The 4,249-nt window shown below is 72.9% G+C and carries 3 protein-coding genes and 1 pseudogene; 2 read left to right on the top strand and 2 right to left on the bottom strand.

Going from position 1 to position 4,249, the window contains the following annotated elements; translation table 11 throughout:
* A pseudogene (locus tag F8274_RS29985) lies at window positions 1–1,140 on the bottom strand (hypothetical protein); the annotation flags it as partial.
* A gap of 138 nt (window positions 1,141–1,278) precedes the next feature.
* Here F8274_RS29985 and paaN point away from each other — a divergent pair.
* Window positions 1,279–2,952, top strand: coding sequence for a phenylacetic acid degradation protein PaaN (gene paaN / locus F8274_RS29990; protein ID WP_192580051.1), 1,674 nt, complete (start codon window positions 1,279–1,281; stop codon window positions 2,950–2,952).
* Between the two features lie 69 nt (window positions 2,953–3,021).
* Here the strand turns inward: paaN and F8274_RS29995 are convergent, their stop codons facing one another.
* Entirely contained in the window at window positions 3,022–3,540 is a 519-nt protein-coding gene (locus F8274_RS29995; protein WP_151465707.1) for a GNAT family N-acetyltransferase, read from the bottom strand.
* Window positions 3,541–3,764: 224 nt separating this feature from the next.
* On the opposite strand from F8274_RS29995, the gene F8274_RS30000 reads away from it, so the two are divergent.
* Window positions 3,765–3,968, top strand: coding sequence for a cold-shock protein (locus F8274_RS30000; RefSeq protein ID WP_132264918.1), 204 nt, complete (start codon window positions 3,765–3,767; stop codon window positions 3,966–3,968).
* The last annotated feature ends 281 nt before the right edge of the window (window positions 3,969–4,249 follow it).

Here is a 4,249-nt window from a genome sequence, read left to right on the forward strand (position 1 = left end):
GGGGCTGGAACCCCGGTCCAGGTACTCGGCGACGCCGTAGCTCAGTCCGGAGTCGTAGCACACGGTCAACCCGATCGCGAGTGAGACCACGAGCGGTGCGGCGAGACCCAGCAGCACCGAACGACCCCGGACCGGCTGCCGGGCCAGGACCAGGGCCGTCAGCGCCAGCAGCAGACCCATCTGGGCGGCGAACAGCACGGCGACCAGTACGTCGTACCCCGGCAAACCACCGACGGCGGTCCAGGGCGCCCGTGGCGCCGCGGCGTAGCCCAGGGTCAGCCCGGTCAAGGTGATCGTGCCGAGATGCAGGAGCCGGACCGCGCGACGTGTCCACAGAACGCCGCCATGCTGTTCGAGCTGGGGTAGGCAGAGCAGCGTCAACGCGGCGGCGAGCAGGCCGGCGGACGCGGCGAGCAGCGCGTAGCCGGGGAACCCCCTGTCGTGCGGGGCCAGGGTCAGGAGCAGCGTCAGGTCGAGCGTCGCCAGCCCGATCGCCACGTGCAGCGAGCGCAGTCGGAGCAGCAGCGCCCGGTTGTCCCAGAAGGCGGGGGTGTCGAGTCGGTCCGCGCCGAGTCGCGGCGCCGCCGCACCGGCGTCCTCGGGAAGCTGCCAGGTGCGGCCGCTGAGCCACCAGAGCAGGGCCACCGCGAGAATCGGCAGTACGGCGAGCAGGGCCAGGCGTTGCCCCGGCGCCAGGCCGCCCAGCCAGGAGATCTCCCGGCGACCCTCCAGGCAGCGCGGGTACTCGGCGCACTGCCAGGCAACCAGGTCGAGGGCCACCCCCGCGATCGCCAGCGTGTACATCGCGGTGAGGGTCGCGGCGAGCAGGCGGCAGAGCGCCTTGCCCGCCCGGCCGGTGCGGTGGCCGGGTGGCAGCATCCAGATGGCGATGTTGGCGAGCATGAAGGGCAGGAGCGCGACCAGCGAGAAGGTCCGGGACGCGGTTCCCCCCGTGAGCCCGCTCCAGCGGTACCCCTCCAGGGTGGCGCCGCTCGCGCCACATGGATCGCCGAAACCGGTACGTACCCGATAGAAACCGGCATCCCGGTCGCCAGCCACTCGGCTCACGATCGGCCGGTCCAGCATCGCCTCCGGGCCCCGGTCGGCGACCCCGTGCACCCGGATCTCGGTGGTTCCCACCCGCGGCCGTCCCCTCCTGGTCGCTGGCCGCGCGGTTACCCCGACCCGCTCCGGTCATTCCGCCGGACCGACGGGCGACGATCTGACTTGTGACACGCCACTACTGATCTGGTGGCACGCTGTTGCATGATGGCGGGCATGACGGAGACCCCGCACCCCCTGTACGACAGGCACGCCGAGACCCTCGACCGGGCGCTGACCGCGATCACGGAGCGCGGGTACTGGTCCGCCTATCCCGAGTCGCCCAGCCCACGGGTGTACGGCGAGACCGCCGCCGCCGACGGCAAGGCCGCCTTCGAGGCGTACCTGGGCGGCGACTTCCCGCTCGACCAGCCCGGCGACGGCGGCACCGTCGCCACCGAGATCAGCCCGTTCGGGCTGGCGCTCGACGTGCGCTACCCGCACGCCACCGCCGACCAGCTCGTGACCGCGGCCACCGCCGCCCTGCCGGCCTGGCGCGACGCCGGCCCGCAGGCCCGGGTGGGCGTCTGCCTGGAGATCCTCGACCGGCTGCACAAGAACATCTTCGAGCTGGCCAACGCGGTGCAGTTCACCAGCGGCCAGGCCTTCGTGATGGCCTTCCAGGCCGGCGGCGCGCACGCGCTCGACCGGGCGCTGGAGTCGATCGCCTACGCGTACGCCGAGATGACCCGGCACCCGGGCACGGCCGGCTGGGAGAAGGCCGCCGGCAAGGGCGACCCGCTGCGGATGAGCAAGACCTTCCACGTGGTGCCCCGCGGCGTGGCGCTGGTGATCGGCTGCAACACCTTCCCGACCTGGAACTCGTACCCGGGCTTGTTCGCCTCGCTGGCCACCGGCAACCCGGTGGTCGTCAAGCCGCACCCGCGCGCCGTGCTGCCGCTCGCCATCACCGTGAAGTACGCCCGGCAGGTGCTCGCCGAGGCCGGCTTCGACCCCAACCTCGTGCAGCTCGCCCCCGAGGCGGCCGACGAGAAGCTCGCCTCGACGCTGGCCCTGCACCCGGCCGTCAAGATCGTCGACTTCACCGGCTCCACCGAGTACGGCGACTGGCTGGAGACCAACGCCCGGCAGGCCGCCGTCTACACCGAGAAGGCCGGCCTCAACACGGTGGTGATCGACTCCACCGACGACTTCGCCGGGCTGTGCCGCAACCTGGGCTTCACGCTGACCCTGTACAGCGGCCAGATGTGCACCACCTCCCAGAACCTGCTGATCCCCCGCGACGGCATCGAGACCGACCAGGGGCACAAGAGCTTCGACGAGGTGGCCGCCGGCATCGCCGGCGCGGTCGCCAAGCTCACCGCCGACCCGGCCCGGGGCGTCGAGCTGACCGGCGCGATCGTCAACGACGGCGTGCTGGAGCGGCTGGAGGAGGTCACCAAGGTCGGCGAGCCGGTGCTGGAGTCGCGGACCGTGGCGCACCCGTCCTTCCCCGACGCCGTGGTGCGGACGCCCACCGTCGTGAAGCTCGACGCGGCCGACACGACGACCTACTCCCGGGAGTGGTTCGGCCCGATCTCGTTCGCCATCGCGACCGACTCGACCGCGCACAGCCTGGAGATCCTCCGCTCGACCGTCGGCGAGAAGGGCGCCCTGACCGCCGGCGTCTACTCGACCGACGAGGCGGTGCTGGACGCGGCCGAGGCGGCGGCCATCGACGCCGGCGTGCACCTGTCCTGCAACCTGACCGGCGGGGTGTTCGTCAACCAGTCGGCGGCGTTCTCCGACTTCCACGGCTCGGGGGCGAACCCGGCGGCGAACTCGGCGCTGACCGACGGCGCGTACGTGGCGAACCGGTTCCGCATCGTCCAGAGCCGCCGGCACGTCTGACGTCTCGCACGGAAGGGCCCCCTGTTGACGCCTCCGGTAGAGCAGGGGGCCCCTCCTAACACCCCCGGATCAGGCGGGGCGGCGCATCTGGAGTTCGTGGAGGTTGGGGATGCGCGGGTGTGGGACGCGCACGCCGGTGTCCACGAAGCCCAGCCGCTCGTACGCCCGGCAGGCCCGGTCGTTGCCGACCACCACCTCCAGCATCAGCTCGGGCCGGCCGCACGCCCGGGACCAGGCGGCCACCTCGTCCACCAGCGCGCCGAGCAGCCCGCTGCCCCGCCAGGCCGGCGTGACGTAGACGGCGTAGATGACGGTCAGCGCCGGCTCGTCCGGGGCGACCGTGCCGCCGGCGTGGCCCACCAGCCGACCGCCGGGGTCGGCCACGAACTGGGCGTTGTGCTCACCGTGCGAGACGGCGGCGATCCGGGCCGCGTACTCGGCGTGCGGCCGGGCGGCGGCCTCGGCCACGGTCTCCAGGAACGCCAGCGGGGAGTCGGCCAGCATCTCCAGCCGGAGCGCCCGCATCCGCGCGGCGTCGGCCGGCTGGACCCGGCGGACGGTGGTGGTCGTGGTGGGCGCGCTGGTCATGTCGCATGCATACCGGAAGGGCCGTCAGGCGCGCCCGGCCGGGCCCGGACTGCGCCCGGAATATGCCCGATTTGTGGTCGTGCGCGGTCGTCACGCCTCGTGTAGCGTGCGATTTCGGTCACCCGATTCAGCGGCCGTCGCCGATCGCCGAACCGGTGGCTCGCCGGTGCCGGTCCGCCGGTTTCCGGGGTCGTGGAACGCCGCGCAGAGTGAGGAAGTGCACCGTGGCACAGGGCACCGTGAAGTGGTTCAACTCCGAAAAGGGCTACGGCTTCATCGCCGTCGACGGCGGGCAGGACGTCTTCGTCCACTTCTCCGCGATCGAGATGGACGGCTACAAGGCGTTGGACGACGGCCAGCGGGTCGAGTTCGAGATCGCCCAGGGCCAGAAGGGTCCGCAGGCCGAGCGGGTCCGCCTCATCGCCTGATCCACCGTGGCCGCCGCCCGATCGGCGGCCGCGTCACCCCGACGAGGGGGCTGCGGCGCAGGCTCGCGCCGTGGAAGATCATGAGCCGTTCCAGCCGCCGCTGCTGAGGAGGGTTCATGTCCGACCTGCCCCCGTCGGGTTCCGCCGAGCCGGTGCCCCCGGCGTCGCCCGGTGCCCCGGTCGACCCGACCCGGTCCACGCCGCCGGCCGCCGCGCCGGCCCCGGCGTCGGGGCATGCGGTCGACCCCACCGCGCCCGGGTCCCCCACCCCGACCTACCCC

Source organism: Micromonospora sp. AMSO31t, from assembly GCF_008868175.1.
GTDB lineage: Bacteria > Actinomycetota > Actinomycetes > Mycobacteriales > Micromonosporaceae > Micromonospora.